The 20,788-nt window shown below is 71.0% G+C and carries 16 protein-coding genes; 13 read left to right on the top strand and 3 right to left on the bottom strand.

Features of this window, described 5'->3' with window-relative positions; translation table 11 throughout:
- Positions 1 to 19: 19 nt before the first annotated feature.
- Positions 20 to 529, bottom strand: a complete 510-nt coding sequence (locus ACI2L1_RS26690; RefSeq protein ID WP_404741889.1) for a cysteine dioxygenase — start codon at positions 527 to 529, stop codon at positions 20 to 22.
- 701 nt (positions 530 to 1,230) lie between these two features.
- Here ACI2L1_RS26690 and ACI2L1_RS26695 point away from each other — a divergent pair.
- The 3 genes from ACI2L1_RS26695 (at position 1,231) to ACI2L1_RS26705 (ending at position 6,824) form a co-directional block, all read left to right on the top strand.
- Positions 1,231 to 1,494, top strand: a complete 264-nt coding sequence (locus tag ACI2L1_RS26695; RefSeq protein WP_020137941.1) for a WhiB family transcriptional regulator — start codon at positions 1,231 to 1,233, stop codon at positions 1,492 to 1,494.
- Positions 1,495 to 1,677: 183 nt separating this feature from the next.
- Positions 1,678 to 5,346 (top strand): glycosyltransferase, encoded by a 3,669-nt coding sequence (locus tag ACI2L1_RS26700; protein WP_404741890.1) that lies wholly within the window; start codon positions 1,678 to 1,680, stop codon positions 5,344 to 5,346.
- Positions 5,343 to 6,824: a DUF5719 family protein gene (locus ACI2L1_RS26705; RefSeq protein ID WP_404741891.1), complete on the top strand. Its 1,482-nt coding sequence runs from the start codon at positions 5,343 to 5,345 to the stop codon at positions 6,822 to 6,824. The genes ACI2L1_RS26700 and ACI2L1_RS26705 overlap by 4 nt, the downstream gene beginning before the upstream one ends.
- A 5-nt stretch (positions 6,825 to 6,829) precedes the next feature.
- Here the strand turns inward: ACI2L1_RS26705 and ACI2L1_RS26710 are convergent, their stop codons facing one another.
- Positions 6,830 to 7,273, bottom strand: coding sequence for a metallopeptidase family protein (locus tag ACI2L1_RS26710; RefSeq protein ID WP_404741912.1), 444 nt, complete (start codon positions 7,271 to 7,273; stop codon positions 6,830 to 6,832).
- Between the two features lie 305 nt (positions 7,274 to 7,578).
- On the opposite strand from ACI2L1_RS26710, the gene ACI2L1_RS26715 reads away from it, so the two are divergent.
- The 9 genes from ACI2L1_RS26715 (at position 7,579) to ACI2L1_RS26755 (ending at position 18,174) form a co-directional block, all read left to right on the top strand.
- Positions 7,579 to 8,001 (top strand): DUF3499 domain-containing protein, encoded by a 423-nt coding sequence (locus ACI2L1_RS26715; protein ID WP_404741913.1) that lies wholly within the window; start codon positions 7,579 to 7,581, stop codon positions 7,999 to 8,001.
- Positions 8,002 to 8,137: 136 nt separating this feature from the next.
- Entirely contained in the window at positions 8,138 to 9,754 is a 1,617-nt protein-coding gene (locus ACI2L1_RS26720) for an L-lactate permease (RefSeq protein ID WP_404741892.1), read from the top strand.
- Positions 9,755 to 9,865: 111 nt separating this feature from the next.
- Complete coding sequence (locus ACI2L1_RS26725; RefSeq protein ID WP_404741893.1) at positions 9,866 to 11,230, top strand: phosphomannomutase/phosphoglucomutase; 1,365 nt, start codon at positions 9,866 to 9,868, stop codon at positions 11,228 to 11,230.
- 253 nt (positions 11,231 to 11,483) lie between these two features.
- A complete protein-coding gene (locus ACI2L1_RS26730; protein ID WP_007382472.1) occupies positions 11,484 to 11,654 on the top strand; it encodes a Trm112 family protein in 171 nt (56 codons plus the stop codon).
- Between the two features lie 194 nt (positions 11,655 to 11,848).
- On the top strand, positions 11,849 to 12,976 hold the full coding sequence (locus ACI2L1_RS26735) for an SIS domain-containing protein (protein WP_404741894.1): 1,128 nt from the start codon (positions 11,849 to 11,851) through the stop codon (positions 12,974 to 12,976).
- Positions 12,977 to 13,021: 45 nt separating this feature from the next.
- Positions 13,022 to 14,173: a mannose-6-phosphate isomerase, class I gene (manA, locus tag ACI2L1_RS26740; RefSeq protein WP_404741895.1), complete on the top strand. Its 1,152-nt coding sequence runs from the start codon at positions 13,022 to 13,024 to the stop codon at positions 14,171 to 14,173.
- 131 nt (positions 14,174 to 14,304) lie between these two features.
- Positions 14,305 to 15,288, top strand: coding sequence for a cation diffusion facilitator family transporter (locus ACI2L1_RS26745; RefSeq protein WP_404741896.1), 984 nt, complete (start codon positions 14,305 to 14,307; stop codon positions 15,286 to 15,288).
- A 653-nt stretch (positions 15,289 to 15,941) separates the two neighbouring features.
- The gene (gene ahcY, locus ACI2L1_RS26750; RefSeq protein WP_404741897.1) at positions 15,942 to 17,399 is read left to right on the top strand and encodes an adenosylhomocysteinase; all 1,458 of its coding nucleotides are present in this window, start codon (positions 15,942 to 15,944) and stop codon (positions 17,397 to 17,399) included.
- Between the two features lie 145 nt (positions 17,400 to 17,544).
- A complete protein-coding gene (locus tag ACI2L1_RS26755; protein WP_404741898.1) occupies positions 17,545 to 18,174 on the top strand; it encodes a hypothetical protein in 630 nt (209 codons plus the stop codon).
- A gap of 64 nt (positions 18,175 to 18,238) precedes the next feature.
- On the opposite strand, the gene ACI2L1_RS26760 is transcribed toward ACI2L1_RS26755, so the two are convergent.
- Positions 18,239 to 19,249: an RDD family protein gene (locus ACI2L1_RS26760; RefSeq protein ID WP_404741899.1), complete on the bottom strand. Its 1,011-nt coding sequence runs from the start codon at positions 19,247 to 19,249 to the stop codon at positions 18,239 to 18,241.
- Between the two features lie 131 nt (positions 19,250 to 19,380).
- Here ACI2L1_RS26760 and ACI2L1_RS26765 point away from each other — a divergent pair, with 131 nt between their 5' ends.
- On the top strand, positions 19,381 to 20,388 hold the full coding sequence (locus ACI2L1_RS26765) for a stage II sporulation protein M (protein ID WP_404741900.1): 1,008 nt from the start codon (positions 19,381 to 19,383) through the stop codon (positions 20,386 to 20,388).
- The last annotated feature ends 400 nt before the right edge of the window (positions 20,389 to 20,788 follow it).

Below are 20,788 nucleotides of genomic sequence, written 5' to 3' on the forward strand. Positions count from 1 at the left end.
AGGCGGGTACGACAACGCGTCATGCGGTCACGACGTCCACCTCGCCGTAGGACTCGAACGCGGTGCAAGCCGTGTGCATGGGCATCTCGGTCAGGCCGGGGTAGTAGACGTGCAGGCTCACCGCCGGTTCCAGCGCGTCGTTGACGACCTCGTGCACGTATCCCGGCGCGAACACCCGCTGTGCCCCCGCCCCCAGCGCGCGCGCACCCCGCTCGGTCCGCTCGGTCAGCTCGCCCTCCAGGACGGTGAGGACACCGGAGGAGCGGCCGTGGTCGTGCAGCCCGCTGCCCTGCCCGGGCACCCAGGACAGCAGCCACACCTCGTATCCGGGCCCGGTACGCAGCCGGTGGTACCAGCGGCTCGTCGCGTCGTACTGAACCAGGTGCGCCCACTGCGAGCGGTCGGCGGCGATGGAGCGGGCCAGGCCGACGAAGTCGGCGACGGTGGCCGGGTGCTCGCGCGGCGCCTGCAGGAGGTGCGGGACTTCGAGGAGGTCGCCGGCGATCTGGAGGTCGTTGTCGCTGTTCATGGAGTGCGGTGGGTCCTCGGCGGAAGAGTGGGGGATGGCTGGGTGTCGCGTACCGTCCGCCCGGATCACGGGAAGACAGGAATGCCCTGGTGCGGGCGGGGAACAAGCAGCCGAGTCACGGTGGACTCAGGGACAGCCGGAGCGCGTTGGGCTCAACAGCTGGAACAGCAACAACAGCTACAGCGAGCGCGGGCAGCACCGTGGGACCCGGCGGTGCGGGTCGAGGTGAGTGCCGAGTTCGCGAGCATGCCCACAAGGCAAGCGGTTCGCACCATCACTGTCAACTCGACACCGGCATGTGGGACGGGTTTCACCTCATCCGGTTCATCTCGTAGGTGAAAGGTTTGTTCAGGTGCCTACCGGGACACATGGCGCACAACTGGGCGCACGGGCCGTGACCTCCACGCGACTTCCACGCGCGCGTACGGAACGAGATCGAACTGATGGGCGTCCTTCCTCGTACAGGTCCGCACAGGCTTGCGGCGGGGTCGGCAATCCCCCGGGCCTCGCCTGCTGTCAAGATTTATGCCGATTTAAACACTTTCTGCAAGGCCTTGGTTCCGCAGAGTGAATAAGGGGCCCAATAGCAGATCTCGGCTTGACTCGCCCGGAGCAGCACACTTGTAATTTCACTCGTGTCGTTCAGCCGAAATCGGTAACGGCCGTCACACGGGGACGCGAAAGACAGACGAGGGGCGCACATGACCGAGACGGTGCAGCAACTGCTGGTCGACGACGCGGACGAGGAACTCGGCTGGCAGGAGCGCGCGCTGTGCGCCCAGACCGACCCCGAGTCCTTCTTCCCGGAGAAGGGCGGCTCCACCCGCGAGGCCAAGAAGGTCTGCCTCTCCTGCGAGGTCCGCTCCGAGTGCCTCGAATACGCCCTCGCCAACGACGAGCGCTTCGGCATCTGGGGCGGCCTGTCCGAACGCGAACGCCGCAGGCTGAAGAAGGCCGCCGTCTGACGCGAGGCACGCCTCGCAGCACTTTTCGTACGCAACCGAACGGCCCGTCGCACGTGGGTTATCCACAGGCGGCGGGCCGCCGTCTTGCCCAGCCGATAGTGTGGGCGCTCGTCCGAGACGCCTCGCCGCCCCCTCAGGGCACAGGCGTCCACCGCAGTCCACCGAACCGGGGCCCGTACCTCGATGTCCGTGCACAGCCACACGGCAGCCCAAGACCACGCTGCCACTCCCGAGTTCCCGCGTCATGTGGTGACCGCGGTGCTCGTCTCCCACGACGGCGCCCGCTGGTTGCCCGACGCGCTCGCCGGGCTGCTCGGCCAGGAGCGCCCCGTGCAGTTCGCCATGGCCGCCGACACCGGCAGCGCGGACGACTCCGCCCAGCTGGTCACCGACGCCCTCGGCGCCGACCGCGTCCTGCACCTCGCCCGGCGTACCGGCTTCGGGCAGGCCGTCGAGGAGGCGGCCCGTACCGCTCCGGTCCTCACCCCGGACGAGCTGCCGTACCTGAAGCGGCCCAGCGGCTGGGACCCGGTCACGCGCACCTGGCGCGACGACGCCTACGACATGCCGGAGCTGCCGCACGGCGAGCCGGTCCAGTGGCTGTGGCTGCTGCACGACGACTGCGCCCCCGAGCCCGACGCCCTGGCCCAGCTGCTGCGCGTCGTGGAGAACGAACTGGAGCTCGGCCGGGACGACGTCGCCGTCGTCGGCCCCAAGCTCCGCGGCTGGTACGACAAGCGGCAGCTCCTTGAGGTCGGCGTCTCCATCGCCCACTCCGGCCGCCGCTGGACCGGCCTTGACCGCCGCGAGCAGGACCAGGGCCAGCACGACCACGTCCGGTCCGTGCTCTCGGTCTCCACCGCCGGCATGCTGATCCGCCGCGACCTCTTCGAACAGCTCGGCGGCTTCGACCGACGCCTGCCCCTCATGCGCGACGACGTCGACCTGTGCTGGCGTGCCCAGGCCGCGGGCCACCGCGTCCTCATCGCCCCCGAAGCCGTCGTACGCCATGCCGAGGCGGCCTCCCGCGAGCGCCGTACCGTCGACTGCGCGGGCCGCACCACGGCCTCCCCGCACAAGGTCGACAAGGCCGGCGCCGTCTACACCCTGCTCGTCAACACACGTACGGCCGCGCTCCCCTGGGTCCTGGTGCGTCTGATCCTCGGCACCCTGCTGCGGACCTTCGCCTACCTCGTCGGCAAGGTTCCCGGACAGGCCCTCGACGAGATCCGCGGCCTCCTCGGCACCCTGCTGCGGCCCGAGCGGATCATCGCCGGGCGGAGCAAGCGGGGCAAGCCGGTCGTCGACAAGGACGAGCTCAAGCAGTTGTTCCCGCCGCCCGGCGCGACCGTGCGGGCCACCGTGGAACAGGTGGCCGGCAACTTCTTCGGCGGCTCGGACACCGAGGCCACCGCGGCCGGACGCCATGGCGGCGGCATCGAGTCCGGGCCCGGCGGCGACGACGCGGACTTCCTGGAGATCGAGCAGTTCGCCCGCCTCAAGCGCATCGCCCGCAATCCGGGCCCGATGCTCTTCCTGGGGCTGCTGCTGGTCGCCCTGGTCGCCTGCCGCAACCTCCTGGGCGGCGGCGCGCTCGCAGGCGGCGCCCTGCTGCCCGCCCCGGCCGACGCGAGCGAGCTGTGGTCGCGCTACGCGGACGCGTGGCACGCGGTGGGCGCCGGCGGCACCCCGTCGGCGCCGCCGTATCTGGCAATCGTCGCCGCGCTGTCCTCCGTCCTGCTCGGCTCGACCGGCCTCGCGCTGACGGTCCTGCTGGTCTGCTCGGTGCCGCTGGCCGGCCTCACCGCCTACTTCGCCTCCCGTCCGCTCGTCGAGTCCCGCCTTCTGCGCGCGTGGGCGGCCGTCGTCTACGCCTTCCTGCCCGCCGCCACCGGCGCCCTCGCCGGCGGCCGGGTCGGCACCGCCGTCCTCGCCGTCCTGCTGCCGCTCACCGCGCGCGCGGGTGCCGCGGCCGCCGGCCTGACCAGCACCACCGGCGCGCGCGGAAGCTGGCGCGCCACCTGGGCGTACGCCCTCCTGCTCACCATCGCCACCGCGTTCACACCGATCATCTGGCCGATCACCCTGATCCTCGGCATCGCACTGCTGGTCGTGCGCCGCACCGACCTCACCGCCTACGGCCTGCGCTTCCTGGCCCAGTTCGGCACGCCCCTGCTGGTCCTCGCGCCCTGGTCGCTGACGCTGCTCCCGTTCGGATTCTTCGACCAGGCGGGACTGGACTTCGGCTCCTCGTCGGCCTCCGCCCTCGACCTGCTCGGCGCGAGCCCCGGAGGCCCGGGCACGGTCGAGGGGCTGATGCTCATCGGTGTGGTGCTGGCCGCGCTCGCCGCCCTGCTGCGCACCGAGCGGCAGTTCGGCATCTGGACGGCCTGGGCGGTGGCCCTGGTGGGCCTCGTCTTCGCGGTCCTGTCCAACGACTCGACCTGGGCGGGCCCCGCCACCCTGGTCTACGGTCTCGCCCTGCTGGCCGCCGCCGTGCTCGGCGCCGACGGAGCACGCGCACGCGTGGCCGAGCAGAGCTTCGGCTGGCGCCAGCCCGTCGCCGCGCTGATCGCCTTCGCCTCCGCCGCCGGCCCACTGCTCGTCGCGGCGGGCTGGATGATCGGCGGCGCCGACGGACCGCTGGAGCGCCGCGACCCCGTCCAGGTGCCCGCGTTCGTCGCCGAGGAGAGCGGCACCCGCGACCAGGCACGCACCCTCGTCCTCGACAGTGACTCCACCGCGCACGTCGGCTACATGCTGGTGCGCGGCTCCGGCGCCCGCCTCGGCGACGCCGAACTCGCCGCGGCCGACGGTGAGAACGACAAGCTGGACAAGGTCGTCGCCAACCTCGTCGCCGGCTCCGGCGCCGACCAGGCCGACGAACTCGGCGGCTTCGCCGTGCGCTACGTCCTCGTCCACAAGGGCGCGCCCCGCGAGGTCACCCGCGTGCTGGACGCCACGCCCGGCCTGACCCGGCTCAGCCAGCAGGACGGCAGCGGGCTGTGGCGGGTCGACCAGGAGGTCGCGCGCGCGACCATCGTCGCGAAGTCCGGTTCGGGCGCCTCGCAGCCCGTGGCCGCGGGCCCCGTCGACATCCACACCACGATCCCGTCCGGCACCGACGGCCGGATCCTGCGTCTCGCGGACACCGCCGAGCAGGGCTGGACGGCCACCCTGGACGGCGAGCCGCTCACCCGCACCACCGTCGACGGCTGGGCCCAGGGTTTCGAGCTCCCCGCCTCCGGCGGCACGCTGGACGTCACCTTCGACGACCCCTTCACCCACACCCTCTGGCTGTGGATCCAGGGCTCCCTCGCCGTCGTCCTGGTGGTCATGGCCCTGCCCGGCCGCCGCCGCCACGTCGACGACGACCTCCCGGAGGAGCCGTCGATCCCCGCCCAGGCCGTGGCCGGCGAGGGCCGCCGCGCCCGCCGCCTGCGCGCCCAGGCCGAGGCCGAGGAGAGCGCCGGTACCGAGGACCTCCCCCCGCCTCCCGAGGAGGCCCCCGCCGCCGTCCCGCAGCAGCAGCCCTACGGCGACTGGGACGCCCCGAGCTACGCGAACGCCGAGTACGGCACCTACGCCGGCGATCAGTACCAGAACGCCGCAGCCCAGCAGTATCAGCCGGGCGACTACGACCAGCAGCCGTACCAGGCGGACCCGTACCAGGGCGGCCAGTACGACCCGTACGCCTACGGCGGACAGGCCCAGCAGACGCCGTACGACCCGACGTACGGCGACCAGTACGAACAGCAGCAGTACGAGCAGGGCTACGACCCCGCGTACGACCCGGCGCAGCAGTACCCGGGCGCCGACGGCAGTGAGCGCCCCGACGGGAGTCAGCAGTGAACCGCACCACCCTGTCCCTCATCGCCGGCACCGCCGCGCTCGCCGCCGTCACCGGGTTCGCCACGCTCAGCTCGCCCAAGGCCCCCGACAACACCGCGAGGACGGCCGCCGAACTGCCCGTGGAGCGCACCAGCCTGCTGTGCCCGGTACCCAGCACGTCGGACATCGCGGAGACGGCGTACACGTCCTTCACGCCCGTCACCAAGGGCGCCGGCGACAGCGGCAAGGCCGAACTCCAGGCGGCCGGCGAGGAGTCGGACGGCAAGAGCGCGAGCAAGAAGGCCGCCAAGCCGGTCCTCGAACCCGAGGAGCCCGGCAAGCCCGCCACCGGCGAGACGTCCGGCGGTGACGCGTCCGCCCTCGTCGGCACCGCGGAGGGGAAGTTCGCGCCCGGCTGGACCGTCCAGGAGACCACGGAGGTCGCCGCGGGCTCCGGGCGCGGGCTCCAGGGCGTCAACTGCACGGCCCCCGACACCGAGTTCTGGTTCCCGGGCGCGAGCACGGCCGCAGACCGCACCGACTACGTCCACCTGACCAACCCCGACGACTCCGCCGCCGTCGTCGACATCGAGCTCTACGGCAAGGACGGCGCCCTGGACTCCACGCTGGGGGAGGGCGTCACCGTCGCGCCGCACTCCAGCGACCCGATCCTGCTGTCCACGCTCACCGAGGAGAAGCAGGAGAACCTCACCGTCCATGTGAACGTCCGCAGCGGGCGTGTGGGCGCGGCCGTGCAGGCCCTGGACGACAAGCTCGGCGGCGACTGGCTGGCCGCGTCCACGGACCCGTCCGGCAGCCTGGTGCTGCCCGGCATCCCGAAGGACGCGACCGCCGTACGCCTGGTCGCCTTCACGCCCAGCGACTCCGACGCCGACCTGAAGGTGCAGCTCGCGTCCCCGTCCGGCCTGATCACGCCGGCCGGGAACGAGACGCTGCACGTGAAGGCGGGCATGACGACCTCGGCCGACCTCGGCGACGTCACGCGCGGGGAGGCCGGTTCGCTGGTCCTGACCCCCACCGACACCTCCGTGCCGGTGGTCGCCGCGCTGCGGGTCGTCCGCGGCAAGGGCGACGATCAGGAGACGGCGTTCATACCGGCCACGCGTCCGGTCGGCACGCGCGCGACGGTCGCCGACAACAGCGCCAAGGGCACCACGCTCTCCCTGACCGCCCCGGCCCGGGCGGCCACGGTCAAGGTCACGGCCTCGGCGGGCAGCGAGGGCGGCGAGGCGGTCTCGAAGACGTTCACGCTCAAGGCGGGCACCACTCAGAACGTGGCGGCCCCCACCCCGACCGGCCTCAAGGGCACCTACGCCCTGACGGTGGAGCACGTCTCGGGCGGCCCGGTCCACGGCGCACGCACCCTGGCGGCGACGGAGGACGGCGTGCCCGGCTTCACGATCCAGACGCTCCCGGACGACCGGGGGATGGTGTCGGTGCCGGAGGCGGACGAGGACTTGTCGGTACTCCAGAGGTAGCGGGTTCAGTCCTCGCCGTACCGCGGATCCACCGTCTCCGGAGTGAGCCCCAGCAGCTCGGCGACCTGCTCCACGACCACCTCGTGCACCAGCGCCGCCCGCTCGTCGCGCCCCTTGGTGCGGATCTCCACGGGCCGCCGGTAGACGACCACGCGCGCGGGCCGTCCCTCGCGCGCGGGAATCGTCCCGCCCAGCGGCACCGCCGCGTCCTTCCAGGCATGCCCGTCCAGCCGAGGCACCTCAAGGACCAGGAAATCGATGTCGGCGAGCTGCGGCCAGCGCCGCTCCAGACGCTCCACGGAGTCCTGCACCAGGTCTGCGAACGCCTCGGCACGACTCGCGGCGAGCGGCACCTGCGGCGGGGCGATCGGGCCGCGCATGCCTCGTCCGTGGCGATCACGGCGGCGGGGCCCGGGGCCGGTGGCGCGGGGCGGTACAGGGTTGTCCATCACTGGTGAAGCGTAATCCTCGCCGCACTTCCGCGCCCGGTCCCCACGCGGCACCCAGGTCACTGTCCGAAACGACGTACGGCCGCCTCGTACGGCATGTCGGCAGTTGACCATTCCAGCCAAGGTTGGGCTCGATTCCGTATGTCTCCGAGACCGTCGATATCAAGGCAATTGACATGATTTGTGCCAACTGGTGATCGGATTCAGGTGTGTTCGGCCTCTCGAAAGCGGGTGTTCGCGCTGGTCATCGGGGTGTGATCGGAGTGACGTGTGGGGCGTTTCACAACACGACACGGTGGGGTGACCTGGGGGAGAGTCGTCGCGGCCCGCTCAAGAGTGCGGTACCGTCCAACGTCGTGAGCCCTGTACGTCGCTGTTCGCGCACCGCTTGCGGCCGTCCCGCCGTCGCGACGCTGACGTACGTCTACGCCGACTCGACCGCGGTCCTCGGCCCGCTCGCCACCTACGCCGAACCCCACTGCTACGACCTGTGCGCCGAGCACTCCGAGCGCCTCACCGCGCCGCGCGGCTGGGAGGTCGTCCGGCTCCTCGACGGTTCGGCTCCGGCCCGGCCCAGCGGCGACGACCTGGAAGCGCTTGCCAATGCCGTGCGTGAAGCGGCCCGTCCGCAGGAGCGCGCTGCCGGGGCCGGCGGGGCCCGCAGGGCCGACCCGATGGAGGTCGCGCGCCGCGGCCATCTGCGGGTGCTGCGCTCGCCGGACAACTGAGCCGTTCCGTCCGCCAGTTGTGTATGTGTTCCGCTGAGTGACGCACGACCATTGACGGGTGCTTGGCGCGGACACGACCATTCCGTAGGCCGAAGTGAGAAATCGCTTTCCGCATGACGGAATCGGGGAGGCGCCCGTGTACGTCCAGGAACTCGAACCCGTCGCCGACTCTCTGGGGTTGTCCGCCCTCGTCGCGGCCCTGCCCTTGGTGATCGTCCTCGTCCTGCTGGGCGGCGTCCGCATGAAGGCGCACCTGGCAGGCCTCACAGGCCTCTTGGCGGCCGCTCTGGTCGCCTGGCTCGCCTACGGCATGCCGCTGGGCCAGACCGTCTCCAGCGCCGCCCAGGGAGCCGTCTTCGGTCTTTTCCCCATCCTGTGGATCGTCGTCAACGCCCTGTGGGTGTACCGGATGACGGTCCGCAGCCGGCACTTCGACATCCTGCGGCGCTCCTTCGGGCGGCTCTCCGACGACCCGCGCATCCAGGCCCTCGTCGTCGCCTTCTGCTTCGGCGCGCTCCTGGAGGCCCTCGCGGGCTTCGGCGCACCGGTCGCGATCTGCTCGGTCATGCTCGTCGCGCTCGGCTTCGACCCGGTGCGCGCGGCGGTCGTCGCACTCGTGGCCAACACCGCCCCGGTCGCCTTCGGTGCGATGGGCACACCGGTCGTGACGCTGGCTCAGGTCACCGGGCTGCCATTGGATGGCGTGGCGTCAGTGGTGGGCCGTCAGACGCCTTTGCTGGCCCTGGTGGTGCCCTTGGTGCTGGTCTTCCTGGTCGACGGCCGGCGGGGCCTGCGCGAGACCTGGATACCGGCGCTGGTCTGCGGAATCGCCTTCGCCGTAGCCCAGTTCGCGGCCTCCAACTACGTCTCCGCGCAACTGGCCGACATCGGCGCCGCGTTGGCCGGCGCGGGCGCCCTGGTCGCCGTACCGCACGCGCGCAGGCCCGCCGCCGAACCGGTCCGCACGGCCGTCCTCACCGGCGCCCGCAGCGAGGACCTCGACGAGACCGACCCGCGCGGTGAAGTCCTGCGCGCCTACTCGCCGTACGCGCTGATCGTCGTGATCTTCTCCGTCGCGCAGATCCCGGCGATCAAGGACTGGCTGGCGAAGGCGACCCAGACGTACGACTGGCCCTTCCTGAACGTCGTGAACCCGGACGGGGACCCGGTCGGCGGCAACGTCTTCACCTGGCCGGTCGTCTCCACCGGCGGCACCCTCGTGCTGCTCGCGGGCATCCTCACGGCGATCGTCCTCGGCGTGCACGCGCGTGTGGCCGTTCGCGAATGGGCCGCGACCGTCCACGAGTTGAGGTTCGCGATCCTGACCGTGACCTCCGTGCTGGCGCTCGCGTACGTCATGAACCTCTCCGGACAGGCGGCGACCATCGGTCACTTCGTCGCGGCGGCGGGCGCCGGGCTTGCCTTCCTGTCGCCGGTCCTCGGCTGGTTCGGAGTGGCCGTCTCCGGTTCGGACACCTCGGCCAACGCGCTGTTCGGAGCCCTGCAGGTGACCGCCGCGCGGGAGTCCGGGCTGTCCCCGGAGCTGCTGGCCGCCGCCAACAGCTCCGGCGGGGTCCTCGGCAAGATGATCTCCCCGCAGAACCTCACCATCGCCTGCGCGGCCGTCGGACTCGCGGGCCGAGAAGGGGACCTGCTGCGCAAGGTGCTGCCCTGGAGCCTCGGACTGCTCCTTGTGATGTGCCTGATCGTGGTGGGGCAGAGCTCGCCGGTGCTGGACTGGATGCTGCCCTGACGCCGTCTGACCTCAGGTAACGGCTCGGATCCCACTCAGGTCCCGCACAGCCAGGTGTCAGTGGCTGGGGGTAGTTTGTGCCGACCGACATAACTTTCAGGAAGGTTGGCCGTGGCCGCTGATCTGTCACAGCTCGTGAAGGCGTACGACGTGCGCGGAGTCGTCCCCGACCAGTGGGACGAGACGCTGGCCGAGCTCTTCGGTGCCGCCTTCGTCCAGGTGACCGGCGCGAGCGCGATCGTGACCGGCCACGACATGCGGCCCACGTCCCCTGGTCTGTCGCGGGCCTTCGCGCGCGGAGCGGCCGCCCGCGGTGTGGACGTCACCGAGATCGGCCTGTGCTCGACCGACCAGCTGTACTACGCCTCCGGCGCGCTGGACCTGCCGGGCGCGATGTTCACGGCCTCCCACAACCCCGCCCAGTACAACGGCATCAAGATGTGCCGCGCGGGCGCGGCCCCGGTCGGCCAGGACACCGGCCTCGCCGAGATCCGCGCACTGGTCGAGCAGTGGAGCGAGACGGGCGCCCCGGCAGGGACCACGGCCGTGGGCACGATCACCCAGCGGGACACGCTGGCGGACTACGCGGCCCACCTCCGCTCGCTGGTCGATCTGACCTCCATTCGCCCCCTGAAGGTCGTCGTGGACGCGGGCAACGGCATGGGCGGCCACACCGTGCCGACGGTCTTCGCGGGCCTGCCCCTGGACACCGTCCCGATGTACTTCGAGTTGGACGGCACGTTCCCGAACCACGAGGCCAACCCCCTCGACCCGGCCAACATCGTCGACCTCCAGAAGCGGGTCGGCGAGGAGGGCGCCGACCTCGGCATCGCCTTCGACGGCGACGCCGACCGCTGCTTCGTCGTCGACGAGCGCGGAGCCCCGGTCTCCCCCTCGGCCGTCACCGCACTCGTCGCCGCCCGGGAACTCGCCAGGTACGGCGGCAAGGGCATCGTCATCCACAACCTGATCACGTCCTGGTCGGTCCCGGAGGTCGTCAGGGAGAACGGCGGCACGCCGGTACGCACGCGCGTGGGCCACTCCTTCATCAAGGCCGAGATGGCGAAGTCCGGCGCGATCTTCGGCGGCGAGCACTCCGCGCACTACTACTTCAAGGACTTCTGGAACGCCGACACGGGCATGCTGGCCGCCCTCCACGTCCTGGCGGCACTGGGCGGCCAGGAAGGCCCGCTCTCGTCCCTGGTCGCCCAGTACGACCGCTACGTGGGCTCCGGCGAGATCAACTCCACGGTCGCCGACCAGACGGGCCGCGTGGCAGCGATCAAGGCGGCCTACGAGGGCCAGGAGGGCGTGGAGACCGACGAACTCGACGGCCTCACGATCAGTACCACCGACTGGTGGTTCAACGTCCGCCCCTCCAACACGGAACCCCTCCTGCGCCTGAACGCGGAGGCGAGGGACGAGGCGACGATGGCGAAGGTACGGGACGACGTACTGGCGATCATCAGGGCCTGATGTCAGACCGTCCGGCGCTTTTCAGGCCCCCCGGCGTTTGAGGAGCGGGGGTCCAGGGGGCGGAGCCCCCTGGAAGCGGGTAGAAGGGGCGGCGGCCCCTGGGGATGGGATGGGTATAGGGGCGGCGGGGGCGAAGTCCCCCACGGCACCCCGACCCCGACCTCGCCCCAACCCCCGCACCCCCCTCTCCCCGGCGGTACCCTGACCAGGCACATCCGCACAAGCAGCCGTACCGCCCCCGAAGGGAACCCCCATGCCGCTCGAAGCCGGCCTCCTGGAGATCCTCGCCTGCCCGGCCTGTCACGCCCCCCTCAAGGAGCAGGACACCGAGCTGATCTGCACAGGCCAGGACTGCGGCCTGGCATACCCCGTCCGCGACGGCATCCCCGTCCTCCTCGTCGACGAGGCCCGCCGCCCGGCGTAAGCGCCCCGCTGCCGCCGTCGGCGAAACAGCGCCCGCGCCGCCGCAAACGACCGGCGACACCGCGCCCTCCCTGCCACAAGCGAAGGGCGACAACGACACAGCGACCACCGGCGTCCCGGTCCGCGCGCGACCGACGACCCGGCGAAGCGACAACCCGGCGTCCCGGAGACCCGGCGATCGGAGGCTGCCGCCCCATGCTCGACGAATCGCTGCTAGACACCCCCGAGGCACTCTCGGAGGCCGACCGCCGAGGCCTGCTCCGCGGCGCCGCCGAGGCCGGCGCCCGCGTCCGCACAGCCGCCCGGCACGCCGCCGAGGCCGGGGTGCACGACCTCAAGCCCGACGGCCGCCCGCGCGCAGTCCTCATCGCGGGCCCCGGCGCCGCCGCCACCTGCGTCGCCGACCTCCTCGGCACACTCGCAGGCGCCGGCAGCCCCGTCACCCGCCTCGCCCCCACCGGCGTCGCCCCCGCCGCGGGCGCCCTGCGCTGGGAACTCCCCGGCTGGACCGGCTCGGTGGACCTGCTCCTGATCGCCACTCCCGACGGCACCGAACCGGGCCTGTCCCTCCTCGCCGACCAGGCCTACCGCCGCGGCTGCACGGTCGTCGCCGTGGCCCCCGCCCGCACCCCGCTCGCCGAAGCGGTCGAGGGCGCCCACGGTCTGTTCGTGTCGATGGCGACGGCCCCGTACGAACAGGACGCCCCCCTCACCGCCTCCGCCCCCGGCGTCCTGTGGGCCCTGCTCACCCCGCTCCTCGCGATCCTGGACCGCACCGGCCTGCTCGCCGCCCCGCCCGACGCGCTGGAGCAGGTCGCCGACCGTCTCGACCACATCGCCGAGCGCTGCGGCCCCGCCATCGCGACCTACAGCAACCCGGCCAAGACCCTCGCCGCCGAACTCGCCGACACCCTCCCGCTGATCTGGACCGAGGGCACCTCCGCGGGCCCCGCGGGCCGCCGTTTCGCCGCCGCCCTCGCCGAGCTCTCCGGGCGACCCGCCGTCGTCGCCGAACTGCCCGAGGCCCTCGCCGCGCACAACGCCCTGCTCGCCGGCCGCCTCGCCGCAGGGGCCGACCCCGACGACTTCTTCCGCGACCGCGTCGAGGAAGCTCCCGCGCTGCACGCACGCGTAGTGCTTCTTCGCGACCGCCCGCTCGGTGGCCTCACCGCCGCCCCGGCCGCCCGTGACCTGGCCCTCGGCCACGACACTCCCATCAGCGAGCTGGAACCGGAGCCCGGCGGCGAGTTGGAGACCCTCGCGGAGCTGATCGCCGTCACGGATTTCGCCGCCGTTTACCTGGCGCTCGCCTCAGGGGCCTGACGTGGCCCAGGACGCCGTGATCGCCGTACGTACAGAAAGAGCCTGATGGACCGCCTCGACAACACCATCCGCCCCTACGCCTGGGGTTCCACCACCGCCATCCCAGAACTGCTCGGCGCCCGGCCGACCGGCGAACCGCAGGCGGAGATGTGGATGGGCGCCCACCCCGGCGCCCCCTCGCGCACCGCGCGCGGCACGCTCGTCGAGGTGATCGACGCGGACCCAGCGCGAGAGCTCGGCGAGGAGGCCGTCGCCAAGTTCGGCCCCCGCCTGCCCTTCCTGCTCAAGATCCTCGCCGCGGGTGCCCCGCTCTCCCTCCAGGTGCACCCCAACCTCGCCCAGGCGAAGGAGGGTTACGAGGACGAGGAGCGCCGTGGCATCCCCGTGGACGCGGGACACCGCAACTACAAGGACGCCAACCACAAGCCCGAACTGATCTGCGCGCTCACCGAGTTCGACGGCCTGTGCGGCTTCCGCGAGCCCGAGCGTGCGGCCGAGCTGCTCGACGCGCTCGGCGTCGACTCCCTCAAGCCCTACGTCGACCTCCTGCACGCCCACCCGGAGGAGGCGGCCCTGCGCGAGGTCCTGACGGCGATCCTTACCGCCGACCCCGACGAGATGGCCCACACGGTCACCGAGGCCGCGGCCGCCTGCGCCCGCCTCGGCGGCGACCACGCCCCCTACGCCGACATCGCCCACCACTACCCGGGCGACCCAGGTGTCATCGCCGCGGTGCTGCTCAACTACGTCCGTCTGCAGCCCGGAGAGGCCCTGTTCCTCGGCGCCGGCATCCCGCACGCCTACCTGAACGGGCTCGGCGTCGAGATCATGGCCAACTCCGACAACGTCCTGCGCTGCGGTCTGACCCCCAAGCACGTGGACGTCCCCGAGCTCCTGCGCATCGTCAACTTCGAGGCCGCCGACCCCGGCGTGCTGCGCCCCGAGGCGTCCCCGGACGGCGAGGAGGTCTACGAGACCCCCATCGACGAGTTCCGGCTCTCGCGCTACGTCCTCCCCGAGGGCGCCATCACCCACGACCTCACCCGTGCGATCCCGCAGATCCTGCTGTGCACGTCAGGTTCCGTGCGGGCCGGGGAACACGAACTGCGCCCGGGGCAGTCGGTCTTCGTACCGGCCGGCGAAAAGGCCGAGGTGACCGGGACGGGCACAGTCTTCCGGGCCACTGTGATCGTATGACTGCATGACCGGGGCTGTGGATACCTGACGCGCCGTCGTGGGACGGGGCTGCAAGAATGGCCCACCGGCAAAGGACGGGCAAAGGCCTGGACGGCGTAGAGGCACTTGAGGCGAAGGGACAACGCGACCAGATGAGCGCGTCAGGCGGAACCAGGGCGATCGTGGCGGCACTCGGCGCCAACCTCGCGATCGCGGCATCGAAGTTCGTCGCGTTCGCCTTCAGCGGCTCGTCCTCGATGCTCGCCGAGGGCGTGCACTCGCTCGCCGACTCCGGCAACCAGTTCCTGCTGCTGCTCGGCGGCAAGAAGGCCCAGCGCGAGGCCACCCCCCAACACCCCTTCGGGTACGGCCGCGAGCGCTACATCTACGCCTTCCTGGTCTCCATCGTGCTCTTCTCGGTCGGCGGCATGTTCGCCATCTACGAGGGCTACGAGAAGATCAAGCACCCGCACGAGGTCGAGCACTGGTACTGGCCGGTCGGCGTCCTCGTCTTCGCGATCATCGCCGAGGGCTTCTCCTTCCGTACGGCCATCAAGGAGTCCAACCCGCTGCGCGGCGACCTCTCCTGGAAGGAGTTCGTCCGCCGCGCCAAGGCACCCGAGCTCCCGGTCGTCCTCCTGGAGGACTTCGGCGCGCTGGTCGGCCTGATCCTCGCCCTCGGCGGCGTGGGCCTGGCCCTGCTCACCGGCGACGGAGTCTGGGACGGCATCGGCACCCTCTGCATCGGCATCCTGCTCATCCTGATCGCCCTCGTCCTGGCCGCCGAGACCAAGTCCCTACTGCTCGGCGAGGCCGCCGGCGCCGAAGAGGTCAAGAAGATCGAGACGGCCATCGTCGACGGCGACACCGTCACTGGCATCATCCACATGCGCACGCTCCACCTCGGCCCCGAGGAACTTCTCGTCGCCGCCAAGATCGCCGTCCAGCACGACGACTCGGCCGCCGAGGTCGCCTCCGCCATCAACGCCGCCGAGGCCCGCATCCGTGAGGCCGTCCCGATCGCCCGCGTCATCTACCTCGAACCGGACATCTACAGCGAGACCGAGGCCGCCAAGGGCGCCGACCGCGAGGCAACCCCCGGGGGACCGGCCCAGCAGCCGACCCCCGGCCACTGACCGCCCGCTGCGCTGAGACCGGCCCCATCGGTTCGCAGCGCCCCCGGCAGCTACCGGACCTCGCCCTCTCGTCGGGTGCGGTGACGAGCCGCTCCCGGAAGCCGGGGTCCATCAGCAGCCTGGCCTTCGTGCCGTCCAACGAGCCCCACTCGATGCCCTCGGCGGACGGCGCGAACCCGACAACTGGCGCGGTCATGCCGTCCCGGGCGCCTCGCAAGGTCGATCAGATGTTCCGATCGCTTCACACTCCGCCTCACCTGCCCTGGCCGCCCCAGAAGCAAAAGTCCCTGGATGACCTGGGCTGTTGGCACCTGTTCCGCGATCGGCAGGCTTGTTGTCACCGCGACCAGGGCACCCTGTCAGGACGACTGACGGCGCCCCGGCCATATCCCGGACGGCAGCCCCTGGTCGGCCTGATGTATTCGGAGGCGGACTGGGGTCACCCGGCCGACCGGTGTAGCTTGGGACGGAGCCAGACGTCGCTGCTGATGGCGGTCGGGCGGTCCCATCGCGGACCGACCGAGGGAGAGAGGGCCTCCGACGGACTGCGCTGCGCGCACCGGGCATGCCTGTGTCCTCTTCGGGCACCCCTGTGTCCGCCGCCGCGCAGACCAGCCGTACCCACCTCGCCCCAACCCCGAGGAGCAGCTCGCATGACGACTGTCGAGAACCGGCAGGACTTCAAGGTCGCCGACCTCTCCCTGGCCGAGTTCGGCCGCAAGGAGATCACCCTCGCCGAGCACGAGATGCCCGGCCTGATGGCGATCCGCAAGGAGTTCGCCGCCGCCCAGCCGCTGGCCGGCGCCCGCATCATGGGCTCGCTGCACATGACCGTGCAGACCGCCGTCCTGATCGAGACCCTCGTCGCCCTGGGCGCTCAGGTCCGCTGGGTGTCCTGCAACATCTTCTCCACCCAGGACCACGCGGCCGCCGCCGTCGCCGTCGGTCCGAACGGCACGCCCGACAACCCCCAGGGCATCCCGGTCTTCGCCTGGAAGGGCGAGACCCTGGAGGAGTACTGGTGGTGCACGGAGCAGGCGCTGACCTGGCCGAACACCCCCACCGGCGGCCCGAACATGATCCTGGACGACGGCGGCGACGCCACCCTCCTCGTCCACAAGGGCGTCGAGTACGAGAAGGCCGGCAAGGTCCCCTCGCCCGACACCGCCGAGAACGACGAGCACCGCGTCATCCTCGAACTCCTCAACCGCACCATCTCCGACGGCTCGCAGAAGTGGACCCAGCTCGCCTCGGAGATCCGCGGCGTGACCGAGGAGACCACGACCGGCGTCCACCGTCTCTACGAGATGCACCGCGACGGCACCCTCCTGTTCCCGGCGATCAACGTGAACGACGCCGTCACCAAGTCGAAGTTCGACAACAAGTACGGCTGCCGCCACTCCCTGATCGACGGCATCAACCGCGCCACCGACGTCCTCATCGGCGGCAAGACCGCGGTCGTCTGCGGCTACGGCGACGTGGGCAAGGGCTGCGCGGAGTCCCTGCGCGGACAGGGGGCCCGCGTGATCATCACCGAGATCGACCCGATCTGCGCCCTGCAGGCAGCGATGGACGGTTACCAGGTCACGACGCTGGACGAGGTCGTCGACAAGGCCGACATCTTCGTCACCACGACGGGCAACAAGGACATCATCATGGCCGCGGACATGGCCAAGATGAAGCACCAGGCGATCGTCGGCAACATCGGCCACTTCGACAACGAGATCGACATGGCCGGCCTCGCGCAGATCCCGGGCATCGTCAAGGACGAGGTCAAGCCGCAGGTCCACACCTGGACGTTCCCCGACGGCAAGGTCCTCATCGTGCTGTCCGAGGGCCGCCTGCTGAACCTGGGCAACGCCACCGGCCACCCCTCGTTCGTGATGTCCAACTCCTTCGCGGACCAGACCCTGGCCCAGATCGAGCTGTTCACCAAGCCCGAGGAGTACCCGACCGACGTCTACGTGCTGCCCAAGCACCTCGACGAGAAGGTCGCGCGCCTCCACCTGAACTCCCTCGGCGTGAAGCTGACCCAGCTGCGCCCGGAGCAGGCGTCGTACATCGGCGTCGAGATCGACGGCCCGTACAAGCCGGACCACTACCGCTACTGAGCCGCACGGCACAGCAGTAGTTCCTCCGAGGCAGGCCCCCGCACCCCCGTGTCGGGGGCCTGCTTCTTTGGCCGTGTGGCCCTCCGCCCCGCCCTTCCGCCGTGTGCCCCTCAGGCCGGACAGCCCGTCAGAACCCAGGACCCCCATGCCCCGCGGCCGTTATTCGCTCCACGATCCGCACGATCACACCCCCCTCGCAGAAGAACACTTCCAGTGCGCCCCCGGCCCTTCCGGCTGGCGCTACGTCTCTCAAGTGACCACCCCGGCGGGCGATCACAGCGGCTCGGTCGACCTGACCCTCGACGAACTCGGCCGCCCCATCCGCCTCGAACTCCACGCCGCGAGCTGGCAGGTGCGCGGTGCCGCGCTCGACGGTGTCACCTGGGTCCGCACAGACCCCACCGGGGCCCACGCCACGGAAGGCAATGTCGCCGCCCACGCCTTCACCGGCACATCCCCCGCGTTCCTCGTCGCCACCACCCGTCTCCTGCGCCTCACCCCCTCCGCCTCAGCAACGCGCGTACGCCTCGTGGCCTTCACGGACCCTGTCCTCGCCCCGCGCACCGTGGACCAGTCCTGGACCTTGCTGAAAAGAGAAGCACACGCCACTGACAACGGCCCGCTGACCGTGGAGGAATACCAGGTCACAGCCCTGGACACGGGCGAGCAGCACTCCGTGCACATCGCCGGGGACGTGGTCCTCGCAGCCCCTGGGATCGAGCTGGAGGACCTCGAATCACCGCCGTCTGCGTTCCCCGAACCACCGCTCGACTGAGCCCGACTTCAGCGGATGTCCGCTCCGCCTCCTGGGGCCGGCGGAGACACGGACACCGAAAGGGTCACGCCGGCGGCACGAACCCCGACGCGGGCTTGCCGGCCGGTGGCACGGCGGGCCGGACCCCCTCGGAGGATTCTCCGGACGGAGTGTCATCAGCCGGAACGCCGGGAATCCCCGCGACTTCAGCCGCCTCTACGCCGTACGAGACAGGCAGCTGAGGAGAGGACGGAACCGCAGGCTGCGCCCCCGGGTAGGGGCGGCCGCTCGGCGCCCCGACGCCATGGCCGGGCCCCGACGTGGGCGACGATCCGGCCGCCGCCGTAGCACCGCCGAAGGACCGCCGTACCTCGCGGGCCTGCCGTTCCTGCACCACCGCCGCCAGATAGGCGCCCGGCGGCACTCCCTGTGGCGCAGGAGCCCCCGTACGAGCCGCGAGATCGGACGCCAGCCGCTCGGCCATGGCCCGGCCGACCTGCGGATCAAGTTGGTGCATCCGCGTCAGGTACTGCCGGATGGCAAGCCACAGACCATCGGGAACCGCCGACAGATCAAGCTCCGAGAACCGCCCGGCCAGCCAGGGCGGAGGCGGCGGGACGAAGCCGCTCGGCGCGACGGGTATCCGCTCCCGTACGACCAGCGTCCCCGCGAACACGTCACCGAGCCGACGCCCCCGTGCCGAAACGAGCGAGGCGATACAGGCGACGACCCCGAACGTCATCAGAATCTCGACCACTCCGATCGCACCCCGCACCAGCGCATGCCGGAACCGGATCGGCCCGCCGTCGTCGCGCACCACGCGAAGCCCCACGGCAAGCTTCCCCAACGACCGCCCATGGCTCAGCGTCTCGACCGCGATCGGACCGCCCACCAGCACGAGCAGGAACGCGGCGATCGACAGGGCGACCTGCGCCGCGTCGTCCAGAGACGCGGAGGCGGCCACCAGAGCAATGGTCACGGCGATGTACACGACCATGGCCACGATCAGATCGATCAGCACGGCCAACGCCCTGCTGGGCAGCCTCGCCGGGCGCAACTCCAGCGCCACCGCCTCGCCCGTCACCAGCTCACTCAACGTCCGCCGCCCTTCCCCTGAACTGCCTCGTGAACAGCCAGTCTGCCAAGCTGAGGGTGCATCGCGCCGCAGTACGACAAGCTGACATCCACGACGGACCGCCGACGATCAGCCGAGGAGCAGGCAAACCGATGGACCTCGACGTCTTCGTCACCGCCCACCGAGCCGAGTGGGACCGTCTCGACGCCCTGCTTCGGCGCCAGCGCCGTCTCAACGGCGCAGAGGCGGACGAACTCGTCGCCCTCTACCAGCGCACCGCCACCCACCTGTCCCTGATCCAGTCCAGCGCTCCCGACCCACAGCTCACCGGTCGGCTCAGCCAACTCGTGGCACGCGCGCGTAGTGCCGTCACAGGAACCCGCCGCGCCTCCTGGCGCGATGTCACACGCTTCCTCGCATACGGCTTCCCCGCCGCGGTCTATCGGTCGCGCCACTGGTGGGTGCCCACCGCGCTGCTGTCCACCCTTGTCGCAGCTCTCCTGGGCTGGTGGATCGGCACCCACCCCGAAGTGCAGTCCTCCATCGCGGCCCCCAGCGAACTGCGTGAGCTCACCCGCCCCGGCGGCCAGTACGAGACGTACTACTCAAGCCATCCCGCGGCCTCCTTCGCCGCCCAGGTCTGGACGAACAACGCCCAAGCCGCCGCCATGTGTCTGGTCCTGGGGGTCTTCCTGGGCCTCCCGGTCCTCTGGATCCTCTTCCAGAACATGCTCAACCTCGGCATCGGCGCCGGCCTGATGTCCTCGGTCGGCCGTCTCGACACCTTCCTCGGCCTCGTGCTCCCCCACGGCCTGCTCGAACTCACCGCCGTCTTCGTAGCCGCAGGTACCGGCCTGCGGCTCGGCTGGACCCTCATCGACCCCGGCCCTCGCTCCCGACGCATCGCACTCGCCGAGGAGGGCCGAGCCGCAGTGGGCATGGCGATAGGCCTGGCCCTGGTCCTGTTCGTCTCCGGCGCCATAGAAGGCTTCGTCACCCCGTCCGGCCTGCCCACCTGGGCCCGGATAGCCATCGGAATCGTCGCCGAGCTGGCCTTCCTCGCCTACGTCTTCGTCCTGGGCGGACGAGCGGCGCGTGCTGGCGACACGGGCGACGTCGAGGCAGCCGAACGCAGCGCCACGGTGCCTACCGCTGCCTGATGTGCGGGGGACAGTGCTGAGCTGCTACTGTCTCCTTCGCCCCGCAGGAGCCGTTGACACGGACCAGGCGGGGAGGTAGATTCGAACAGTTGCCTGGAGCTGGGGTCATCCCGCTCGGCAGCAGTGAGTGTCTGTCTGCTTCTAGAAAATCTTGATTTCGAAGAAGCCTCCTTCCCGATGAATCGGAAACAGATGGCCGGTCAGTCCGGTCCGGAACTTCTGATAAAGTCGGAGTCGCCGGAAAGGGAAACGCGGAAGCGGGAACCTGGAAAGCACCGAGGAAATCAGAACCGGAAACGGTCTGGTAGAGTCGGAAACGCAAGACCGAAGGGAAACTGCCCGGAGGAAAGCCCGAGAGGGTGAGTACGAAGGAAGCGTCCGTTCCTTGAGAACTCAACAG

Origin of the sequence: Streptomyces sp. NPDC019531 (assembly GCF_044903305.1) — a bacterium.
In the GTDB taxonomy this organism is placed as follows: domain Bacteria; phylum Actinomycetota; class Actinomycetes; order Streptomycetales; family Streptomycetaceae; genus Streptomyces.

Bases quoted from the DNA above. Each gene is read 5' to 3' on its own strand.
- ACI2L1_RS26690 (WP_404741889.1), bottom strand. From the start codon at position 529: ATGAACAGCGACAACGACCTCCAGATCGCCGGCGACCTCCTCGAAGTC.
- ACI2L1_RS26695 (WP_020137941.1), top strand. From the start codon at position 1,231: ATGACCGAGACGGTGCAGCAACTGCTGGTCGACGACGCGGACGAGGAA.
- ACI2L1_RS26700 (WP_404741890.1), top strand. From the start codon at position 1,678: ATGTCCGTGCACAGCCACACGGCAGCCCAAGACCACGCTGCCACTCCC.
- ACI2L1_RS26710 (WP_404741912.1), bottom strand. From the start codon at position 7,273: ATGGACAACCCTGTACCGCCCCGCGCCACCGGCCCCGGGCCCCGCCGC.
- ACI2L1_RS26730 (WP_007382472.1), top strand. From the start codon at position 11,484: ATGCCGCTCGAAGCCGGCCTCCTGGAGATCCTCGCCTGCCCGGCCTGT.
- ACI2L1_RS26735 (WP_404741894.1), top strand. From the start codon at position 11,849: ATGCTCGACGAATCGCTGCTAGACACCCCCGAGGCACTCTCGGAGGCC.
- manA (WP_404741895.1), top strand. From the start codon at position 13,022: ATGGACCGCCTCGACAACACCATCCGCCCCTACGCCTGGGGTTCCACC.
- ACI2L1_RS26745 (WP_404741896.1), top strand. From the start codon at position 14,305: ATGAGCGCGTCAGGCGGAACCAGGGCGATCGTGGCGGCACTCGGCGCC.
- ahcY (WP_404741897.1), top strand. From the start codon at position 15,942: ATGACGACTGTCGAGAACCGGCAGGACTTCAAGGTCGCCGACCTCTCC.
- ACI2L1_RS26755 (WP_404741898.1), top strand. From the start codon at position 17,545: ATGCCCCGCGGCCGTTATTCGCTCCACGATCCGCACGATCACACCCCC.
- ACI2L1_RS26765 (WP_404741900.1), top strand. From the start codon at position 19,381: ATGGACCTCGACGTCTTCGTCACCGCCCACCGAGCCGAGTGGGACCGT.